Annotated in this window: 22 protein-coding genes; 7 read left to right on the top strand and 15 right to left on the bottom strand. The window is 41.7% G+C overall.

Going from position 1 to position 19862, the window contains the following annotated elements; translation table 11 throughout:
- Positions 1-359: 359 nt before the first annotated feature.
- Entirely contained in the window at positions 360-965 is a 606-nt protein-coding gene (sodA, locus tag C509_RS0105530) for a superoxide dismutase SodA (RefSeq protein WP_018705923.1), read from the bottom strand.
- Between the two features lie 103 nt (positions 966-1068).
- Positions 1069-1554 (bottom strand): DUF456 domain-containing protein, encoded by a 486-nt coding sequence (locus tag C509_RS0105525; RefSeq protein ID WP_018705922.1) that lies wholly within the window; start codon positions 1552-1554, stop codon positions 1069-1071.
- Between the two features lie 185 nt (positions 1555-1739).
- On the opposite strand from C509_RS0105525, the gene C509_RS0105520 reads away from it, so the two are divergent.
- The 4 genes from C509_RS0105520 (at position 1740) to C509_RS0105505 (ending at position 4675) form a co-directional block, all read left to right on the top strand.
- On the top strand, positions 1740-2270 hold the full coding sequence (locus C509_RS0105520) for a DUF1189 family protein (RefSeq protein WP_169509180.1): 531 nt from the start codon (positions 1740-1742) through the stop codon (positions 2268-2270).
- Positions 2271-2337: 67 nt separating this feature from the next.
- Positions 2338-2682, top strand: a complete 345-nt coding sequence (locus tag C509_RS0105515) for a hypothetical protein (protein WP_018705920.1) — start codon at positions 2338-2340, stop codon at positions 2680-2682.
- Between the two features lie 129 nt (positions 2683-2811).
- Positions 2812-3924 (top strand): flavodoxin-dependent (E)-4-hydroxy-3-methylbut-2-enyl-diphosphate synthase, encoded by a 1113-nt coding sequence (gene ispG / locus C509_RS0105510; protein WP_186322557.1) that lies wholly within the window; start codon positions 2812-2814, stop codon positions 3922-3924.
- Between the two features lie 163 nt (positions 3925-4087).
- Entirely contained in the window at positions 4088-4675 is a 588-nt protein-coding gene (locus C509_RS0105505; protein ID WP_018705918.1) for a 5' nucleotidase, NT5C type, read from the top strand.
- On the opposite strand, the gene C509_RS0105500 is transcribed toward C509_RS0105505, so the two are convergent.
- From C509_RS0105500 to C509_RS0105490, 3 genes are read right to left on the bottom strand one after another with little or no spacing between them, the layout of a single operon-like run.
- Positions 4672-5100, bottom strand: a complete 429-nt coding sequence (locus C509_RS0105500; RefSeq protein WP_018705917.1) for a Fur family transcriptional regulator — start codon at positions 5098-5100, stop codon at positions 4672-4674. The genes C509_RS0105505 and C509_RS0105500 overlap by 4 nt on opposite strands.
- A 9-nt stretch (positions 5101-5109) precedes the next feature.
- Positions 5110-5970: a metal ABC transporter permease gene (locus tag C509_RS0105495; protein ID WP_425423158.1), complete on the bottom strand. Its 861-nt coding sequence runs from the start codon at positions 5968-5970 to the stop codon at positions 5110-5112.
- Between the two features lie 14 nt (positions 5971-5984).
- A complete protein-coding gene (locus C509_RS0105490) occupies positions 5985-6722 on the bottom strand; it encodes a metal ABC transporter ATP-binding protein (protein WP_018705915.1) in 738 nt (245 codons plus the stop codon).
- 153 nt (positions 6723-6875) lie between these two features.
- Between C509_RS0105490 and C509_RS0105485 the strand changes: the two genes are divergently transcribed.
- On the top strand, positions 6876-7130 hold the full coding sequence (locus tag C509_RS0105485; RefSeq protein ID WP_018705914.1) for a DUF2624 domain-containing protein: 255 nt from the start codon (positions 6876-6878) through the stop codon (positions 7128-7130).
- Between the two features lie 73 nt (positions 7131-7203).
- Here the strand turns inward: C509_RS0105485 and C509_RS0105480 are convergent, their stop codons facing one another.
- A complete protein-coding gene (locus tag C509_RS0105480; RefSeq protein WP_018705913.1) occupies positions 7204-8094 on the bottom strand; it encodes a deoxyribonuclease IV in 891 nt (296 codons plus the stop codon).
- Positions 8095-8121: 27 nt separating this feature from the next.
- A complete protein-coding gene (locus C509_RS0105475; RefSeq protein ID WP_018705912.1) occupies positions 8122-9441 on the bottom strand; it encodes a DEAD/DEAH box helicase in 1320 nt (439 codons plus the stop codon).
- A 222-nt stretch (positions 9442-9663) separates the two neighbouring features.
- Between C509_RS0105475 and vrrA the strand changes: the two genes are divergently transcribed.
- On the top strand, positions 9664-10185 hold the full coding sequence (vrrA, locus tag C509_RS23420; RefSeq protein WP_018705911.1) for a VrrA/YqfQ family protein: 522 nt from the start codon (positions 9664-9666) through the stop codon (positions 10183-10185).
- Positions 10186-10301: 116 nt separating this feature from the next.
- Entirely contained in the window at positions 10302-11258 is a 957-nt protein-coding gene (locus C509_RS0105465) for a 4-hydroxy-3-methylbut-2-enyl diphosphate reductase (protein ID WP_018705910.1), read from the top strand.
- Between the two features lie 53 nt (positions 11259-11311).
- Here C509_RS0105465 and C509_RS0105460 read toward each other — a convergent pair whose 3' ends face one another.
- The 8 genes from C509_RS0105460 to C509_RS0105425 form a co-directional block, all read right to left on the bottom strand.
- Positions 11312-12430 (bottom strand): Nif3-like dinuclear metal center hexameric protein, encoded by a 1119-nt coding sequence (locus C509_RS0105460; RefSeq protein WP_018705909.1) that lies wholly within the window; start codon positions 12428-12430, stop codon positions 11312-11314.
- Positions 12427-13125: a tRNA (adenine(22)-N(1))-methyltransferase gene (locus tag C509_RS0105455; RefSeq protein WP_018705908.1), complete on the bottom strand. Its 699-nt coding sequence runs from the start codon at positions 13123-13125 to the stop codon at positions 12427-12429. Before C509_RS0105455 ends, C509_RS0105460 begins: the two co-directional genes overlap by 4 nt.
- Positions 13126-13189: 64 nt before the next feature.
- The gene (gene cccA / locus C509_RS0105450; protein ID WP_018705907.1) at positions 13190-13546 is read right to left on the bottom strand and encodes a cytochrome c550; all 357 of its coding nucleotides are present in this window, start codon (positions 13544-13546) and stop codon (positions 13190-13192) included.
- Positions 13547-13875: 329 nt separating this feature from the next.
- A complete protein-coding gene (locus C509_RS0105445; RefSeq protein WP_018705906.1) occupies positions 13876-15018 on the bottom strand; it encodes an acyl-CoA dehydrogenase in 1143 nt (380 codons plus the stop codon).
- A gap of 304 nt (positions 15019-15322) precedes the next feature.
- Positions 15323-16453 (bottom strand): RNA polymerase sigma factor RpoD, encoded by a 1131-nt coding sequence (gene rpoD / locus C509_RS0105440; RefSeq protein WP_018705905.1) that lies wholly within the window; start codon positions 16451-16453, stop codon positions 15323-15325.
- Between the two features lie 34 nt (positions 16454-16487).
- Positions 16488-18302: a DNA primase gene (gene dnaG / locus C509_RS0105435; RefSeq protein WP_018705904.1), complete on the bottom strand. Its 1815-nt coding sequence runs from the start codon at positions 18300-18302 to the stop codon at positions 16488-16490.
- 30 nt (positions 18303-18332) lie between these two features.
- The gene (locus tag C509_RS0105430) at positions 18333-18803 is read right to left on the bottom strand and encodes a YaiI/YqxD family protein (protein WP_018705903.1); all 471 of its coding nucleotides are present in this window, start codon (positions 18801-18803) and stop codon (positions 18333-18335) included.
- A 230-nt stretch (positions 18804-19033) separates the two neighbouring features.
- Positions 19034-19861: a pyruvate, water dikinase regulatory protein gene (locus tag C509_RS0105425; RefSeq protein ID WP_018705902.1), complete on the bottom strand. Its 828-nt coding sequence runs from the start codon at positions 19859-19861 to the stop codon at positions 19034-19036.
- Between the last annotated feature and the right edge of the window lies 1 nt (position 19862).

The raw sequence follows: 19862 nt of genomic DNA, 5'->3' as shown, positions 1-19862 counted from the left end.
AAACGAAGTGAAGCGATGTTGACTTATCGTAGGAGAAGGTGCGAAGTCGGCTAGGCGATAGGCGTTGGAGCTGGACAATAGGAAAAGCGGAAACGCCTGATCATCGACGTACTGATTGGATTACCTTCGAACGAGATAAAAGAAATACAAGTAACGAAGTGAAGCGATGTTGACTTATCGTAGGAGATGGGGCGAAATCGGCTAGGCGATAAACGGTAGAGGTCGGCTCCAATTTTTGCATCCTGTTCATTCTGCCATAAAGAAACGAGGCCCAAAATTAGAAAATGATTTTCCCTGTCGGCACCAAAAAAAACGAATCACCCGCGTAGGCAGGCAATCCGTTTTTAGTACAGCAAAAATTATTTTGCTTCGTTATAAAGTTTTTGCACTTCGTTCCAGTTGACCACATTCCAGAACGCTTTCATGTAATCAGGACGGCGGTTTTGATAATTAAGATAATATGCATGCTCCCAAACATCAAGGCCTAGAATCGGCTTTTTACCTTCCATGATCGGGCTGTCTTGGTTAGGGGTGCTTGTGATTTCCAATTCGCCGTTATTAACGATCAACCAAGCCCATCCTGAACCGAAACGTCCAGCTCCAGCAGCTTCAAATTCCTCTTTGAATTTGTCAAAGCTGCCAAATTTACTTTCAATGGCATCCTTCAAGTCACCGCTTGGCTCTCCTCCACCTTGTGGAGAAAGCAATTTCCAGAATAAAGAGTGATTAGCGTGGCCTCCGCCATTGTTGCGTACTGCTGTTCTGATTGACTCCGGAACGGAATCAAGATCAGCAATCAATTCTTCAACAGGTTTATTAGCCAACTCGCTGCCTTCTACAGCTTTATTCAGGTTTGTAACGTATGTGTTATGGTGCTTTGTGTGGTGAATATTCATCGTTTCCTTATCAATGTGAGGCTCCAACGCATCGTAAGCGTATGGTAACTGTGGTAATTCGTATGCCATGATAAATCTCCTCCTATGTAATTTTTTGAATCATTGAACGATTCAATCGTATTTCATCATAAGATTATCAAATATTAGTTGCACATTCAAATTTTATGCTCGCTTATTTTATCACCAGGAAAAAGAAATAACCAACCATAAAAAGCTGGATGACCGTCTTTGTTATGACACTTCCCAGGAACCCTATCACAGACCCTGTCCCGATTTTGATTGCGGTTATGAATCGTGTGCGGTTTACCAATATTTCTGCAGCCATCGCCCCAATGAAGGGCCCTATCAAAATGCCGGCAACCGGAATGACAAACGGTCCAACCAAAAGGCCAATTGTACTTCCCCATATTCCCGCCTTTGAACCGCCAAACTTTTTCACTCCAAATAGATTTGCCAAGTAGTCTGCAATAAAAATCAGTATCACCAGCAGAATCTGAATGATCCAAAAAAGAAGATTCAGAGGTGAAAAGGAATAAAAAACGCCGTACAAAAGAAAAGCACCAATTAAGAGTAAGACACTTGGAATGACAGGGTAAACAAGTCCAACAAAAGCCAAAACTATGGCAATAGAAATAACAGACCAATATAGTACATCCATCTTACAGTTCCTCCTCCCTTCAATATAGTACATCCATCTTACTTACATTTCCTCCCTTATGAACAGCAATACGTGAACTGATGATGTAATAGGATATTATGTAAACCCATTTTCGAACTTTTTGTCAAACTTTACTCAAATGCTTGAATCTGGTTAGTGGAAGAACGACAATAATGATTATACGGATGAAGGACGTGAAAGTTTTGAGAAATGTTTCACTCATGACTATTTTCTTCAATAGCTTGTATTCACCAAAAGAAATGGCAAAATACAGGTTTCTGACAATCGGCAAGTCTATTCAACATGTATTCATTCTGGCCCTGTTCTTATCACTTGGCGGATTCTACGATATGATTTTCAAACAGGATTTTATGAATGATTATGGAGAAACTATTTCGGATGCCGGGTCAAAGGGCCTCGTGACTATCATGGTTGTTATTACAACATACATTTTCAATGCCGGACTTATTTTTTTGGCGATTACAATATTGGCCGGAATTGGCGAACCGATTGCAAAGTGGTTGGGAAGAAAGCTCCCTTACAGACAGAGCTGGAGACTAACAGCTTGCAGCGTCACGCTTCCGGTAGTCATATTCAGTTTGCTCCACCTGTTCAAGTTTGAAAAGAGTTATTTCTTCCTCTTGGCACTTGTGATGGCGATCGGGATCATGTTTGCCTGCATTTATGCCATTCCAAAACCCAAAAAAAGAACCTGATCAACGAATAAAGCCCGTCTCAGTTGCATATAAATGGTACATCTTTATGAAAGAGGCGGGATTTACGTTGAAAAAAGTCGCAGCTATTATTACAATCGCCGTTTTTATGTATAGTATTTATTACGATTTAAAAATCGGGACATTGAAAATTGACCAAGCAGCCACTGCAATGACTGAAATAAGTAGTTCAAACGATTCTGCTCAAATGAAATCCATGCCTTATGATACTAAAGTGACTAAACCGGGAGATACTGTAATCTCAGTAGCAGAATCAATATACGGTGGCTCCATTCCTGTCCCCATCAACCAGTTGATTGAGGACTTTCAGAAATTGAACGATGGGGTAAAACCTGATGAAATACAAGTCAATAAGAAATATAAATTCCCTATCTACAGCCGGCAGGACGACTAAATACAACCAATCAGTTGTCAATCTCAAGCAAAGATTGATACAATAAACATGGTAAGATACCTGTATTGATTTAAAAATAGAGGCGAACGCCTTTATATTTTATAAAGGAGAGAATGACCTTTGGGTACAATCATACATCGTTCCAAAACACGCCCCGTAAAAGTGGGAAACTTGACGATTGGCGGCAGCAATGAAGTCATTATCCAAAGCATGACAACATCAAAAACTCATGATGTTGAGGCAACAGTCAAAGAAATTGCACGATTGGAAGAAGCGGGTTGCCAAATTGTGAGAGTTGCCTGTCCTGACGAAAGAGCTGCAAATGCCATTCCTGAAATTAAAAAAAGAATCAACATTCCGTTGGTTGTTGATATTCATTTCGATTATCGCCTAGCTTTAAAAGCGATAGAAGGCGGTGCTGATAAAATCCGTATCAATCCTGGCAACATTGGAAAAAGGGAAAAAGTTGAAGCTGTTGTAAAGGCAGCGAAAGAAAAAGGGATACCAATCCGTATCGGTGTCAATGCAGGGAGCCTTGAAAGACATATTTTAAATAAATACGGATATCCGACTGCTGATGGTATGGTAGAAAGCGCACTTCACCATATCAAAATACTTGAGGATCTCGATTTTCACGACATCATCGTTTCTTTAAAGGCTTCTGATGTGAACCTTGCCATCGAAGCTTATGAAAAAGCGGCCATGGCTTTTGACTATCCGTTGCATCTGGGGATTACAGAAAGCGGAACCCTATTCGCAGGGACAGTAAAAAGCTCTGCCGGCCTTGGTGCCATCCTGAGCAGGGGCATTGGTAATACGATGAGAATTTCATTAAGTGCGGATCCTGTTGAAGAAGTAAAAGTTGCCAGGGAACTGCTAAAGGCTTTTGGGTTGATTTCAAATGCAGCCACACTTGTCTCATGTCCGACATGCGGACGTATTGAAATTGACTTGATCAGTATTGCAAACGAAGTGGAAGAATATATCCAAAAAATCAAAGCCCCTCTGAAAATATCTGTCCTTGGCTGTGCCGTAAACGGACCGGGAGAAGCAAGGGAAGCCGATATCGGCATTGCAGGCGCACGAGGAGAGGGACTGCTTTTCAAAAAAGGAAAGACTGTCCGTAAAGTTCCAGAAGAAACAATGGTTGAAGAGCTAAAAAAAGAAATCGATATAATGGCGGAAGAATATTTTAAAAAGCAAGAAGCTGAGAAAAAAGAAGCTGAAAAGCAAAATGTTTAAAACAAATACTGAATCACCCTTTTAAGGTGTTCTATATATTCCTAAACCGAAACAAAAGCACGGTCAAAGCGGCCGTGCTTTTTAAATGCCTTTCTAAAATAATCGGAAATGTATGTTACAATGTATTAAAAGTTATTATATATCAATTAAAGGAGTAAAATTTATGCAAAGAAGGTTCGGCATTGACATTGATGGAACAGTAACTTGCCCAACATCACTTGTACCATTCATAAACGAATCGTTTAACTTGAATATCACATTGGATGATTTGACAGAATATGAACTCAATAAATGCCTCGATATTCCGGAAGAAGCACTATATCAGTGGTTCATCAGTACTGAACCTAAAATATACGCGGAATCCCCCATTGCAAACGGCGCAAAGCAGGTACTTCAAAAGTGGGGAAATCAGCATGAGTTGTATTTTATCAGCGCAAGAGGAAATGCATTATTTGATGTTACTGAATCATGGTTCCAGCAACATGGTCTGAATTACCACTATATAGATCTGATAGGAACACATGACAAGGTATCAACCGCAAAGAAACATGGAGTAGAACTATTTTTTGAGGATAAACACGATAATGCTGTCGCTATTTCGGAGGAGCTCAGCATCCCTGTTATATTATTCGATACTCCATATAACCGGAAACCTGCACCAAAGGATGTCATCAGGGTCCACAATTGGAAAGAAGCTGAAAAATGGGTTGAGAATGTATTTGGAAGCAGCAAAATAAAAAAAGAAGCCTAGCTCACGGCTTCTTTTTTGCATTTCGGGCATTTCCCGTATATTTCAAATTTGTGGTCCGCTACATCATACCCCTGTAAGTCTTCAGTTACATAAGCCATTGGGCACGCATCAATCGTTTTGGAACTCCCGCATTTCAAGCAAATGAAATGATGGTGATGTCCCTCCCCTTTCCCGCACGTGTAACGAAAATGTTTCTCTCCTGCAAGCTCTGTTGCTTCAAGAATGCCAAGATCCAAAAACAGTGACAAATTGCGGTAAATGGTATCAAAACTTACTCTTGGATAATCTCCCTGCATCAATTCCAAAATTTCTTTTGCAGTTAAATACTTATTTTTGCCAGCAAATATGCCAAGCATCTGCTCCCTTTTATCCGTCAACTTATACCCGCTGTCTTTTACCATTTGTATGGCTTCAGCAATATGCATGATATCACCTCAATGAATTTTCAGCTGTATTTTATGATAGATTCTTTTATATAAAATAGCTCCAAGCAAAATGACAATAGCAATGACAACAATCGTCCCACCCGGCGCAAGGTCAAGATAATAGGCGCTGGCAAGTCCACCGATCACAGAAGTTTCACCAAATAAGATTGAAATGAAAATGGTCTTCTTAAAGCCGCTAGCAACCCTCATCCCGGCAGCAACCGGCAGAGTCATCAAAGCAGACACAAGTAAAATCCCGACAATACGCATCGAAGCAGCAATCACAAGCGCAATCATAATGATAAAAATGAAGTGAATCACTTTTGATGGTATACCGGAAGCTTTAGCATGTTCCTCATCAAATGAAAGTAAAAATAATTCCTTGTACATCAAAATGACGATAGCAATAACACATACACTTATAACAGCTATCACCGCTAAATCCGTTCGAGTAACTGCACTGACACTCCCGAATAAATAGTTCAGCAATTCCGTGTTAAATCCATCGGCAAGAGAAATAAAAATGACTCCGACCCCGATTCCGCCTGAAAGGATGATCGGGATGGCCAATTCCTGATAATGTGAATAAACAGTCCGCAAACGTTCAATCAATATGGAACCGATCACGGAAAATCCCATGCCGAAAAAAAGTGGATTAAGCCCAGCAAACATTGCAGTCGTTTTACTGAGATAAAGACTTGCCGCAATTCCAGACAGGGTGACATGGCTCAAGGCGTCAGCAATAAGCGAAAGCCTTCGGACGACCAAAAATGTTCCGAGCAATGGCGCGATCAATCCGATCAAAAGCCCGGTTATAAAAGTATTTTGTAAAAATTCATATTGATATATCGCTGTAATCAAAATCAACATCCACCTTTATTAATCTAGGAATCTGGATGGTCAGCCAAGGAAAACCTTTCGCCTCTTACATTTTTATATTCTTCCACATCCCCGTAAAACTGTACCCGCTTATTTAAGTAAACCACATGATCTGCTTCACTTAAAATTGCATCTATATCGTGGGAAACCATCACGAGTGTGATCCCAAGCTGTTCCTTCAAAGATTGAAGGATCTTGTAAAAAGATTGGACATTCTTTGCATCCACGCCCACAGTCGGTTCATCAAGGATAAGGATTTCAGGGCGTGAAACAATAGCTCTGGCAATAAAGACACGCTGTTGCTGTCCCCCGGAAAGCTCTCCAATTTTCCTATTGATGAATTCTATCATACCAACCTGTTCAATAGCCTGGATAATTTCTCTTTTGTGTTTCGGGCGAAGGAAACGGAACAATCCGATTTTGCCTGTTAACCCGCTTGCTACAACTTCAAACACAGTTGCCGGAAAGCCGGTATTAAAGGAATTTGCTTTTTGGGAAACAAAGCCTATACGTTCCCAGTGTTTAAATTTCGATTGTTGTTCCTGGAATAATAATATTTCACCTTCATCGGGCCGCAATAAACCGAGTATAAGCTTCATAAGCGTAGATTTTCCGGAGCCATTCGGACCTACAATGCCCAAAAAAGATCCCCTTGAGACAGATAAATGAATATGATCCAGGACAATTTCCCGATCGTACTGAAAACTGACGTTTTTTATTTCTATGACTTTTTCATTAATCATTGATTACCCATTCCTTTTACTCACTAATAGGAATCATTCCTATTTACAATTTTAAAGTATACACGAATTCTCTACTATTGTAAATGATTGAGCATTTTTTCATGTCACAGAAGACAGACATTGCACATAAGTATTGATAAAGGAGGTTTTCAAATGAAGCTGATCAAAAATATGGTCAATTACAAATTAAATGTGATCACAGCCAAGGATTTAATGAAATATGCTGGTGAATTTAACATTCAACTGACAGCCCGACAAGCTGAAAAAATTGCCTCTTTTTTGCGCGGAAAAAATTTCGACCTGTTTGATGACAATGTCCGGTCAAACATTATTCGGGAAGTCGCAAAAATCACTGGTCCCAAAACAGCTAAGGAAATCAATAAGTTATTTATTCAATTCACCAAATAGAGATCCGGCCATATGAACCACAAAAAAAAGCCCGCTCCTGCAGGCTTATGGATTATCCATTACTTTAAAAAGTTTATCCAGTAATTTTTTCCAAAAGATCGCCATCAAACTTCCTGTCTCTGATCATCTCGATTTCATGTTTATACGGCGCTTTTTTACTTTTCTTATCTGCTCCTACATAAGGAGTTTCCAAGATTTTTGGTATTTCCGAAAGTTGCGGATGATGGATGATATAGTCAAGGGCTTCAAATCCAATATGACCAAATCCTATATTTTCATGCCGGTCTTTCCGGGCACCTCGCTCATTCTTGCTGTCATTCACATGAACAACCTTGATTCTATCAATGCCTATCAGGCGGTCAAACTCTTCCAAAACACCATCAAAATCATTCACAATATCATAGCCTGCATCATGGGTGTGGCATGTATCAAAGCATACCGACAACTTTTCGTTATGTGTCACACCATCAATGATCAAGGCTAGCTCTTCAAACGAACGACCGCACTCCGAGCCTTTACCTGCCATCGTTTCAAGGGCAATTTGTACTTCCTGATCTGTAGTCAATACTTCATTGAGCCCTTCGATGATTTTTGTGATCCCTTTTTCAGATCCCTCACCTACGTGTGCCCCGGGATGAAGGACAATTTGATTTGCACCTAATGCGGTCGTTCTCTCTATTTCCGACCGAAGGAAACTCACCCCAAGTTCAAAAGTGGCCGGATTGACTGTATTGCCGATATTTATGATATAGGGAGCATGCACAATCAGATCATTTATGCCATTCTCCTTCATATGCAGAGAACCGGCATCGATGTTCAGCTCCTCAATTTTCTTTCTTCTCGTATTTTGTGGCGCCCCTGTGTAAATCATCATTGCATTAGCACCATATGAGACTGCCTCTTCACTTGATCCAAGAAGCATTTTCTTGCCACTCATCGATACGTGGGATCCTATTTTTAACAACCTTCCTCATCCTCCCCAATACTGCTTTTATTTCTTTTTATTTCTTTGTAGACGGCGCTCTCTTCTTTTTAATTTCTCTATTTCTGAAGCCATTTTCTTTTTATATCCAGGCTTCACTTTTTTAGGCTTCCGTACATAAATTTTGGATGTACTGCTTTCTTTTTCTTTCAGCTGCATCCTGTTTTTCCTGCGATTGCGGTCAGGAAGGTCAATCCACTCATTTCCGCGGACATCTTGATGACCAAATAGAATTCCCATTTTCTCCAACCGAACAATCGCATCTTCATCAGACGGCTCATATAGTGTATATGAAACACCTTGATTACCAGCTCTCGCAGTCCGGCCGGCACGATGAATATAAAAATCCAAGTCCTTCGGAAGTTCATAATTGATAATATGGCTTACACCCGGGATATCAATGCCTCTTGCAGCCAGGTCTGTCGCAATGATGTATTGAAATTCCAGGTCACGAACCTGTTTCATCATCCGTTTCCGTTCACGCGGAGTCAAACCTCCATGGATTCTTCCCACTTTTAGCCCTTGCCCGGCTAATTGTTCGGCCACGTGATCAGCCATCTGTTTTGTATTCACAAAAACAATGGCCAGATAAGGATTGATGGATCGAAGCACTTGACCCAGGAGATCAGTTTTTTTCCTGCTCCCCAAAGGAACGAGCACATGTTCGATTTGCTCTGCTGCCAGCTGGCTAGGTGTTGCATGCTCAAATATAGGATTCTCCATATATTTTTTTAAGAAAGGTTTCAGCTTCTCCGGAATTGTGGCAGAAAAGACATACATTTCAAGGCTTTGTGGCATTCTGCCTGCAATTTGGTCCACGTCATGAATGAAGCCCATATCAAACAATAGATCCGCTTCATCGATAACAAGAATAGATGCATTATGGACAAATAACGCCTGCTCCCTGACAAGATCGTGGATTCTTCCGGGAGTGCCGATCACAATATGCGGCTGCTGTTTCAACTTCTCGATTGTCCGCTGTTTATCCGTTCCGCCTGTAAAATTCCGCACGGAAATCTCATCACCCTCAACGGCCGCTTCAGTGATTTTTAGAGCCTCCTGGTAAATCTGGCTTGCCAGCTCCCTTGTTGGAGCAAATATCACTGCTTGTACTTGGCGGCGGGCGGGATCAATCCTTTGAATGATAGGCAGCAGATACGCGTGTGTCTTCCCTGATCCGGTTTGAGATTGGCCGATGGCACTCTGCCTCTTTAAAATAAGCGGGATCATTTTTCTTTGAATCGTTGTGGGCTCCCGGAAACCCAATTTTCCTATTGCTTTACGTATATATGGTTTGAATCGGTACTCTTCAAAACTGTAAACAGCCATTGGTTCACTCCTTTAGGAAAGTCCAGCGCTTTGCCAGCACGGGCCAACAAGATGGTTCCCGGGCTAGACAAACTTATAGGCACTTTCCCCTGCTAAGCTTATATTATAAATGATTCATACATCAACTACAACAATGTGGCTGTTTTAGAAATTTCGCATAGCAGGACGGAATTTTTTAATGTGCATACCCTGTCATAAAACATGAAGAAAGGAGGAATTGAATTGCAGCCAAGGAATTTCAGCAGACCACCTATGGGGATGTTTGGGCCTCCCGGTCCTCAAAGGGGCGGCGGATTTTTCGGTCCACCTGGCATGCCGCCCGGCCAGAGCATGGACAGGGGCGGGCTGTTATCCCGTTTGTTCCAGCGCCAAGTTCCCTCACAGGCGGGAAGAACTGCAGCAGGATTATTTTCAAGGGGCTCTCAAACAGGTGGAGGTTCTTTATTACAGGGATTGACCAATCCGGGAAACATCCAATCATTTTTAAATAATACGCAGCAGGTTTTAAGAACTGCGCAGCAAATAGGCCCAATGGTCCAGCAGTATGGGCCTCTTGTCAGAAACCTCCCCGCCATGTGGAAATTGTATAAAGGATTTAAAAACGCCCCCGAAGAAATGAATGAAAAAGAAGAAAAAGCTTCTGAAAGCTCTAGCAAACCATCTGGGGAGTACGAACAGGAATCTTCAAATCAAAAAACTAGTACAACTCAAAGTGGGGAATCATTGCCAAAGTTGTATGTATGATATTGATCAGCCGTTCAGACTAGAACGGCTGTTGGCTTTTCCACAGTTGTTCTATATAATAATGTTAGAGTCATAATGTTTCAGGCTTTTGCCTGGCAATAGTCAGGAGGATATACATGCAAATTATAAAAATTTCACCCCGTGGATATTGCTACGGTGTAGTTGATGCGATGGTCATCGCGCGGAATGCAGCTTTGGACAAGACGCTGCCGCGCCCAATCTATATATTGGGTATGATCGTCCACAACAAACATGTGACGGACGCGTTTGAAGAGGACGGAATCATTACACTCGACGGTCCAAACAGAAAATCCATACTGGAAAAAGTTGATAAAGGAACCGTCATTTTCACTGCTCACGGTGTTTCCCCGGAAGTACGGGAACTTGCAAAGAAAAAAGGATTGACCACGATAGATGCAACGTGTCCAGATGTCACAAAAACTCATGACTTAATCAGACAAAAAGAGCGTGAGGGGTATGACGTCATTTACATCGGTAAGAAAGGACACCCCGAACCGGAAGGCGCTGTGGGAGTTGCTCCCCACATAGTTCATCTTGTGGAAGCATTGGAGGATGTCGAGGAACTCGATATCAAGAATGATAAAATTATCGTTACGAACCAGACAACCATGAGCCAGTGGGATGTTGCACAACTTATGGAAAAGGTCCAAGCAAAATACCCCCATGCTGAAAAGCATAAAGAGATCTGTCTTGCCACTCAGGTACGCCAGGAAGCTGTGGCAGATCAGGCCGGTGAAGCGGATGTATTAATTGTTGTAGGAGACCCGATGAGCAACAATTCCAACCGACTAGCCCAGGTCTCGGAGGAAATAGCAGGTACCAGAGCATACAGGGTCGGAGATGTCTCGGAAATAAATATTGAATGGCTGAAAGGAGCGGAAACAGTGGCCGTAACAGCTGGGGCATCCACTCCAACTCCTATCGTAAGGGAAGTCATCACATTTCTAGAACAGTTTGATCCGCTTGACCCCGCAACATGGACCCGAGAAAACCAAGTGCCGTTAAACAAGATTTTGCCAAAGGTAAGAAAACCGAAATTGAATACACAGTAAAAATAAAAGCCAGGAAAACCCAATAAGGTGTCCTGGCCTTTTTTAGTTGCTTATTAAACAAACGTAAACGGATCAGTATCCGGTTCGGAAGGAATAAAATTGACATCATATCCAAGCTGTATTGCGCACTTGCCAAGCAGCTCAGCAAGCCCCTTTTTCATCACTTTTTCCACATGGTGCCCGGGATCTACGATGTTTAAACCGATATTCAGGGCGTCATGGCCTGTATGATAATAAATATCGCCTGTTACGTAAACATCAGCACCTTTTCTTTTGGCTTGCTGATAATATTTGTTTCCGTCCCCTCCGAGTACAGCAATTTTTTTTACCTTTGCCATATGGTCGCCTATGACCCGTACTCTGTTGACATCAAGCGTTTCCTTCACATGCTCAGCGAATTCCCGGAGCGTCATTTCTTCTGCAAGCTCCCCAATTCTTCCAAGCCCAAGCTCCTCTCCTTTAAGACTGAGAGGGTAAATGTCATATGCTGGTTCTTCGTATGGGTGAGACTTAATCATGGCCGACACTATTTTTTTCTCCAATGACTCCGGATATATCGTTTCGATTTTAACCTCAGAAACTTCCTCCATTTTGCCCTTTTCACCGATGAAAGGGTTCGCGTTAGTCCCTGGTAAAAATCTTCCGGTGCCTTGTGTTGAAAAGGAGCAATGGCTATACTCTCCAATGAAACCTGCCCCGGCATCCCCAAGCGCTGCCAAGACCTTATCTGTCTGTTCGATCGGGACAAAAACGGCCAGCTTCTTCATGTTCTCCTCATATGTAGGTATAAGCACTGAAGTGTTTTTCAATTTTAAAGCCTTTGCGAGCATATCATTTACTCCGCCTTTAGCGACATCCAAATTTGTGTGTGCTGCGTAGACGGCAATATCATGCTTGATCAGCTTTTCAATCAGTTTTCCCCCAGGTTCGTCCATAACAATCCTTTTTAACGGCCGGAAAATGATCGGGTGATGGGCAATAATCATATCCACATTTTTTTCAATCGCTTCATCCACAACATTTTCCAATACGTCAAGGGCCGTCATAACAGTGGAAACATTTTTATTTAAGCTGCCAACTAACAGACCAATCGGATCCCCGTCCATTGCATACTTTTTGGGGGCAAACTGTTCCAACATTTCAATGACTTGAAAGCCGTTCACTTTTTTCATTTCAACGCCTCCTCAACAATGGCAATTTTCCTTAAAAGCTCCTGTTTTTTTTCTTCTGTTTCTGGACGGTCCTTTGCTCTCTCCATGCTATTTAATATGTTTTGCCATGCCTTAAGCTCGGCAGACCATTTTTTGAAGAATACCCCATTCCTTTTCTTGAGCAAAAAAGGACCCATTAATAATTCACTTTGATTATATGAATTAGATGGAGTTCCCTGCTCAGCAACAAGCACTTCGTAAATTTTTCCGTCTTCCTCCAAAATTTGTTCATCTATCAGTTCCCATCCATTTTCTAATAACCAATACCTAATATGTTCCGCTCCGACATTTGGCTGCAATATGAGCCTTGAGACGCCGGTAAGCTTTTCTTTCCCATTGTCCAATATCTGTGATATCAATGGTCCTCCCATGCCCGCTATAATGATGCAGTCCACTTCTTCGGGATGTACCACTTCAAGACCATCACCTTTCCTTACATCAATCAGGTGGCCTAGACGGACCCTCTCAACCTGCTCTTTGGCTGATCGGAAAGGGCCCTCTGCAATTTCACCTGCCACAGCAAAAGATGCTGTCCCTCGTTTAACGGAATAACACGGCAAGTAGGCATGGTCAGAACCAATATCCGCTATTTTCATTCCTCTTTTTATAAATGAGGCTACGCAATGAAGCCTTTTTGACAATTGATTCTCATTCATCAGATACTGCACCTTCTTTATAAAAAAAGTTCTTTGCCTTTTAGCAAAGAACTTTTTAAGTGTATTATTTCAGGTTTGCTATCCATTCTGCCATCTGATCTATATTGTCAGCTGGTACCAGTCCGGCAGGCATGTTGCCTTTACCGTTAGTAAGAATGTCAGCTATTTCATCCTTTGATAGTCCTGTACCATGAAGGCTTGGAATGGAGCCTGACCCTTCTAGATTTTCACCGTGACATGAAATACATGTTCCTTGGGCGTATTCCTCAGGATTGAATTCTTCGGCTTGCTCTTGACCGCCGCCTTCTTTTTCTTTTGCGATTTCTTTAGCATCTCCAATTCCTTTAATAGCAAGGAAAAATACGAGTACGAGGCCTAAAACCATAATCAAATAATATGGAACAAGCGGATTGCGTTTCATGACTTACCCTCCTTATGTAATAAACAGTTGATAAATATAAATTATGCAAACATCTACATTCTACTCGAAAATGAGCGGAAGGGAAAGTCTTTCAGTCGATGTTTCAACTTTTTTCGATATTTGGACAAATTAAATGGCAATTTAACACCTAATAGTGCATGATTTAAAAGAAATTAGGTCAAGGGGGCGGAGTTACGATCGGCGGCTTTCACTTTTATGACTTTTGAGTTGCAACAGTTGGCGGAAGTCGATCCAGTTATAATTGAGAAGCCCAGAATTAGGCCAACGGTTAAATCTTCCGTTTGTTATTCGATGACTTTTTGAATACTCTAATAGCACCCAACTTCTCTAGCAATTACCATGCGCTGGACTTCAGATGTGCCTTCCCCGATTTCCAGCAATTTTGCATCCCTCATCATCCGTTCCACTTCGTATTCACGCATATATCCATACCCACCGTGTAGCTGAACTGCTTCATCTGTGATTTCCATGCATACTTCCGAAGCGAATAACTTACACATTGATGCTTCCTTGGCAAAAGGCCTGCCTTGATCCTTTAACCAAGCGGCTTTAAATACCATATTCCGTGCCGCTTCAATTTTCATTGCCATATCAGCTATTTTGAATTGTGTAGCCTGAAACTGGGATAGCGGCCTTCCAAACTGTTTTCGCTCTTTTACATACTGTAAGGCCTTATCATAGGCTCCCTGAGCTATTCCAACGGCCATTGCCCCAATCCCGATTCTTCCCCCATCAAGTGTTTTAAGAAACTGCTTAAAGCCTTCCCCTTCTTTTCCCAACAAATGATCTTTGCCGACTTTCACATTTTCCAGTACAAGTTCAGTCGTGTCCGATGCATGCAGACCCATTTTCTCATATTGATTGAGAATAGTGAACCCTTCCGCATTGGTGGGGACAATAATTGCACTTATTTGCTTTTCTCCGTTCTTCCTTCCTGTAATGGCCGTCAATGCCACATTTTTGGCGTACGAAGCATTTGTAATGAAACATTTATTCCCGTTTATGATATAATGATCCCCTTCCAGGACCGCTGTTGTCTGTGTCCCTCCGGCATCTGATCCTGCGTTCGGTTCTGTCAATCCGAAGGCGCCCAAAGATTCACCCCTGCAAATAGGGATTAAATATTTTTTCTTTTGTTCCTCAGTACCAAACATATAAATGGGAGCTCCTCCAAGTGATATATGGGCAGAATAGGTGATGCCGGTCGAAGCGCATACTCGGCTTAATTCCTCTGTAACAATCGCAAAACTTATAGTATCCGCTCCTGCACCCTCGTATTCTTCCGGAAACGGAAGCCCCATCATCCCCAAATCGGCGAGCTTTTTAAACACTTCCCTCGGAAACTCGCTGTTCCTGTCCCGTTCTATGGCTCCGGGGGCAACTTCCTCACGGGCAAATTCCCTGATTGTTCGCCTAATGATATCCTGTTCAGCAGTCAAGTCAAGATTCATTTTACCCTCCTCCTGCCTTTTGTATCCGCTTTCAACATATATTATATCCTGTTCCTCTTTTCTTTCTCAAGACATTTGATATTTTAAATTATTTTTTTGATATTTCGATATATCATTTATTACCATAAATTCAATCTAATTTAGAAAAAATACTATTTTTGAATAACAATACAAGGCCTTTTAAAATCTATCGACAAAAGGAGCCAAAATCCCGGTTTGCAAAAGCAAATCAGATTAAGTAAAATAAGTGTCAAATTTAAATAAAAAAAGCCTCCAGTATTTCAGGAGGCACATTATATCTTTATTATTCGAGAAAATCTTTCAAACGTTTGCTTCTGCTTGGATGTCTTAGCTTTCTTAGTGCTTTAGCTTCAATTTGTCTAATACGCTCCCGTGTCACACCAAAAACTTTGCCGACTTCCTCCAATGTCCGGGTACGTCCGTCATCAAGGCCGAAACGGAGGCGGAGTACATTTTCCTCTCTGTCGGTCAATGTGTCAAGAACGTCTTCGAGCTGTTCTTTCAGCAGCTCGTAAGCTGCATGATCAGATGGAGAAGTGGCTTCCTGGTCCTCGATAAAGTCTCCAAGGTGAGAGTCATCCTCTTCACCGATCGGTGTTTCAAGGGAAACGGGTTCCTGAGCAATTTTTAAGATCTCCCTGACTTTATCAGGTGTCAAATCCATTTCTTCCGCAATTTCTTCCGGAGAAGGTTCTCGACCCAGATCCTGAAGCAATTGCCTCTGTACTCTGATCAATTTATTAATGGTTTCTACCATATGGACCGGAATCCGTATTGTCCTGGCTTGGTCTGCTATGGCACGAGTTATGGCCTGCCTGATCCACCATGTGGCATACGTACTAAATTTGAAACCTTTTCTATGGTCAAATTTCTCTACAGCTTTAATCAGTCCCATGTTGCCTTCCTGTATTAAATCAAGAAACAGCATCCCGCGGCCCACATACCTCTTGGCAATACTGACTACAAGTCGAAGATTAGCTTCTGCCAGCCTTTTCTTCGCTTCTTCGTCCCCTTGCTCAATCCTTTCGGCCAGCTCCACTTCCTCTTCTGCTGATAAAAGATCCACTCTGCCGATCTCTTTCAGATACATGCGGACGGGGTCGTTTATTTTAACTCCGGGAGGGACGCTTAAATCATTTAAATCAAATTCTTCTTCGTCTTCTTTCTCAATCTCATCCACATCGGGATCTTCATCATCATCAGTGTCTTCTTCGAGAACTTCAACCCCATGATGACTCAACATTTCATAAAACTCATCCATTTGATCGGAGTCCAGATCGAAATGGGCCAAATTACTGGCAATGCGTTCATATGTCAAAGTACCCCGTTTTTTTCCTTGTTCAAGCAATACCTCTTTTGCCTGCTCGAGGGTTAATTCATTTTCTGTTACGTTGGAACGTGCTTTTTCAGCCATACGTCCCCCTCCTTCCAAACATTTGCGCACCCGGTTATATACTTAATGATTTGCGGAGAGAAATGATTTCCTGTGCAATTTCTAATGCCTTTTGGACATTATTGCTTCGCTCCGCCTCTCTTTGTTCTGATTGTTTTTCTTTTATCATTAACATCTTTGCATGATTCAACACATAATTGACGCAATCTTTTAATTCCTGCTCATTATCTTCGCTGTCTACCGACATCATTTCGATTTCAGTGACGATTGCCCGCAACTTTTTATCTGGAAGATGATCCAGAAAAAGTAATGGATCCGGAGGGTTCCCCGCAGCGTAATAACCTAATAAATAGGTGATAATAGCTTGGTGTTCATCATAGTAAAATGTCTGATCTTCAAGCATGGTCATTATTCGATAGGTAGCTTCCTCGTCACGAATCATCCTGGCCAGCAGCAGCCTCTCCGCTGTTATGTGGGCCGGCATGACTTTTTGCCTCTTTTGAGGGAGCTGGGTAAAACTGCCAGCTTGTTTCTGTTGCTGTTGCTTTTTCCCCTCCGCCTGAACCAGCTTTTTTTGTTGATCCTCAAGCACTTCCAAAGAAAGTGAAAATTCCTCGGCTATCTGCCGGATATACAAATCTCTTTCAATGGGATTATCCAGCTTGCTCAATTCATTCATGACTTCTTCTATATACTTCAGCTTTTCTCCTTCATTTTTCAAGTTTTTTCCGAACCTGTAATAATGAAGTTTAAAAGCCGTCCATGCCAATGAATTCCCTATTACATCCGTACGGAATTTTTCAGTCCCGTGTTTTCGGATATAGTCATCGGGATCCATTCCCTTTGGAAGCAAAGCCGCTTTAACTTCCAATCCTTTCTCAACAAGCATTGAGCCGGCACGGTTAGAGGCCTCAATGCCTGCCTGATCCGAATCAAAACATAGGATGATTGTATCTGTCAGCCTCCGCAGCAACTGAATATGTTCATTGGTCAGTGATGTCCCCATCACTGCGACGCCATTTTTGACATTGGCCTGATCGGCGGATATAACATCGGCGAAGCCTTCGAACAGGACCGCATACCCCTGCCTTCTAATTTCACTCCGCGCTTCATGATAATTGTATAGAAGTGAGCTTTTATTAAAAATGGCCGTTTCCGGGGTATTCAAATATTTTGGGGAGTCATCACTTTCAAGAGCCCGTGCTGAAAAAGCGATGGTCCTACCTTTGGTATCAAACAAAGGAAACATAATCCTGTTGCGAAACCGATCGAAAAAGCCGTCATCATTTTCTTTTTTTATGATCAATCCTGCATTTTCAAGCTCTTCTTCCTTAAAACCGCGCTTGGTTAAATACTTTACGGCCATATCCCATTCAGGCAAAGAATAGCCAATTTTGAACTTTCTAATACCCTCGGGTGAAAATCCGCGCGAAAGAAGATAATCCAACGCACCTGCGCCTTCTTTTGTATTCAGCAATAAATGATGGTATAGTTTACCCAATAGTTCATGGGCGTCAATCATTATTTGGTGCTCTGAAGGATAGCCGTCATCCCGCTGGCTATCAGGCTGCTCGATTTGAAGAGGAATGCCCCCTTTATCAGCGATAATGGCGGCTGCTTCCTGGAAAGTGACGCCTTCAGCATCCATTAAAAAATTAAATACATTTCCACCTGCTCCGCAGCCAAAACAATGGAAAATCTGTTTTTCCGGTGCCACGGAAAATGAAGGAGTATTTTCGTTGTGGAATGGGCATAGTCCAAAATAATTTCTGCCCTGCTTTTTTAATTGGACATATTCACTGATAATATCAACAATGTCCACAGACTGCCTGAGTTCGCTTATCTTTTCCTCTGGGATTCTTGCAGCCATTTGTAAACATCCTCATCTATACTTTTTATTTCAATTTTCACCAATTACCATTTTTCGACAAAAATTATCGAAAACAGTCAGAAATCTATTTCGGTCTTCATCTTTAAATGGCTTGGGCCCCTTCCAAAATTTTCCCCGCTCACGGTCTTTTGCAGCCAAGTACCGGAAATCAAGAGCTGTATCTATTGTTTCTTCCCTGTATTCCGTTCCCCTGGGTGAAAACACATAAACACCTTTTTGTAGCGCGATGCTTGCGAGTCCTATATCTTGTGTAACCAGGATATCTCCCTGCTTAACATGATTGAGGATATAAAGGTCGCAGGCTTCCCTGTCCGGATCAACGAAAATCCAATTTTCACCTTCTTTAGATCTCGAAGGTTTGTGACTGTAAGAGGCGATAAAAAGTACCTCTAAATTCAATCCTGATGCAATTTTAGAAATTTCACCTTTTACAGGACAGGCATCCGCATCGACAAATATCACCCTTTTTTTTTTGGGCATAATTATTTATTCTGCATCCCTCCGCAGATTCCTTCTTATTTTTAATCCCTTTTTTAAAAATTGGATGAAAGGGTTAAATATAATCACAATAAATATTGTATTCCTTTACTTAGCACTCTAACCCTTTTAATTTTCATAAACACAATATTTTATTATAGCGTATTTTGCCGAATTTGCCCAGTGTCGGGAACTGAAAAAATAATTCACTAAAAAGAGCGCTGTTTAAGCGCTCAATTACTATTTAATTTAAAATTAATGATGATATTAGCTGTTTCTTCAACAGCTTTATTTGTTACATCAATAATTTTGCATCCAATTTTTTCAGTGATCCTGTCAAAATATTCGATTTCACGGCGGATCCTTTCAATGTTCGCATATATGGCATTATCATCGAGCCCTAAAGTCAGCAATCTTTCCCTGCGAATTTCATAGAGCTTTTCTGCACTGATTTTTAAACCTACGCATTTATCAGGATCGATCTTGAATAATTCCTCCGGCGGATCCACTTCAGGTACGACTGGAACATTTGCTACTTTATATCTCTTATGGGCGAGATATTGCGATAGCGGTGTTTTGGAAGTCCTGGAAACCCCCACCAATACAATGTCTGCTCTTAGCAAGCCTCTTGGGTCTCTACCGTCATCATATTTCACAGCAAATTCAATGGCTTCCACTCTTTTGAAGTAATCTGCATCCAACTTGCGTACGAGACCCGGCTCATTTAGCGGTTTCTTGTCAAACCTTTCCTCAAATGTAGTCATTAACGGTCCTAGAATATCAATGGCATGTACGTTGGATTTCCGGGCTTTATCAACCAAGTAAACCCTTATTTCCGGTTTGACTAATGTAAAGACAATGATTCCATTATTCATCTTTGCTAAAGAAATGACTTCATCGATATTCTCAGGCTCCTCAACATAAGGAATACGTTTAATGACAGCATTAGGCCCGGAAAATTGGCTCAATGCCGCTTTTGTTACAAGTTCGGCAGTTTCGCCCACGGAGTCTGATACTACATATATCACCGGTTCCGTCATGATTTTATCATCTCCCGTCATG

Origin of the sequence: Siminovitchia fordii DSM 16014 = CIP 108821, assembly GCF_000374565.1 — a bacterium.
GTDB classification, from domain to species: domain Bacteria; phylum Bacillota; class Bacilli; order Bacillales; family Bacillaceae_C; genus Siminovitchia; species Siminovitchia fordii.
Note: the sequence above shows the minus strand (reverse complement) of the source record. Positions and strands in the feature narration are given on the sequence as shown.